This window comes from Undibacterium pigrum (assembly GCF_003201815.1).
Taxonomy (GTDB): Bacteria; Pseudomonadota; Gammaproteobacteria; order Burkholderiales; family Burkholderiaceae_D; genus Undibacterium; species Undibacterium pigrum.
Genome location: NZ_QJKB01000044.1, coordinates 1 through 1,189, shown reverse-complemented (window position 1 = coordinate 1,189; position 1,189 = coordinate 1). Strand labels below are relative to the sequence as shown.

General features: G+C 47.9%; 1 protein-coding gene. It reads left to right on the top strand.

Annotated elements, in window-relative coordinates:
• Window positions 1-373: 373 nt before the first annotated feature.
• Entirely contained in the window at window positions 374-1,021 is a 648-nt protein-coding gene (locus tag DFR42_RS28930; protein WP_110258538.1) for a DUF4303 domain-containing protein, read from the top strand.
• The last annotated feature ends 168 nt before the right edge of the window (window positions 1,022-1,189 follow it).

The window sequence follows — 1,189 nt, the reverse complement described above, 5'->3', positions numbered from 1 at the left end:
TCCAGTCACTCGATCTTGATATGCCTACCAAGAACTTGTTAGTAGCTATATTAACGAATAACTACCGAAAGCGTCATAATACAAGGTACGATTAGCGCAGCGTAATCGTACGCATGCGATGTTTGAAATAGCTACAGGCTTCATGCAAATCACATGATCGCCACCTGTCCATCACTGCACCATCGCAATGTATATTTGATTCATTACCAAAAAGCAGCCGTGATTTTGAAGCAGCATGGAAAATTGCGACTGACCATGCGTACGATTACGCTGTGCTAATCGTACCTACAGGAGCTACAGAAGCTGCACGGTTATAATAAAGTCGTTTATCACACGAATACGCCGAGCTCTCCTTTATCAAAACTGACCAACAATGAGCCACTACCAAGACCAGGTACACGCCATCTGGGCCGCATGGCTACAGCGCGACTATACTGAATTAAAAGATGCTGTCAGGCTGGCGGTGACGCAAGACCTGAGCAATATGCTGGTGCCTCCACCTGGGGAAAAATTTTATGGTTATAGCCTGTATACCTGCAATGGTTTGCTGCATATAAACGCGGTCTTGAATACCATGCCAGAGCGGCAGGACCGCATTGACCGGGAGCAGGAGCAATATACCCATAATTGCGCCGATGAATGGCGACATTGCCGTCAGGATGGATATTTTAATCCCGTCAACGCGTGCCTCACGGCCTTGCGCGAAGAATTTGAAAGCCTTAACGACGCCTTTGAAGACCTGGAATGGGATGGCGTCACCACTTTGGATGATGACGTCGACAATTATTGGACACGCCATGTGCAGCGCATGTTTGCAGCTGTACTGGAAGGGCTGGTCGAGCTACAAAAAGCCGGCCACTTTTCTCACCTGGAGCAAGCAGCGTCACCCTTGCTGATGATCTGGTTTTCTGACGCCTCGGTGTGGGAGATGGAGATGATCAAAGAGTCGGTACGGCGCTTGAATTCTGAGTTTGTGTATGAAGAGTTTTGTGCGGTGTTTAATCAGTATGGAAGTCATTGAAGCTAAGCCTGCATCAATACCTCACCCTCAAGCTCTGCAAACCTTGGCACAGGCCCGTAGGTACGATTAGGCCCGTAGATACTGTTATCCCAGTCAAGCGAAATGCAAGCTAGCATCGAATGGTTTTCCGGATTTCAAAACCCCAAAAGCGACATGTATCAACTTTCT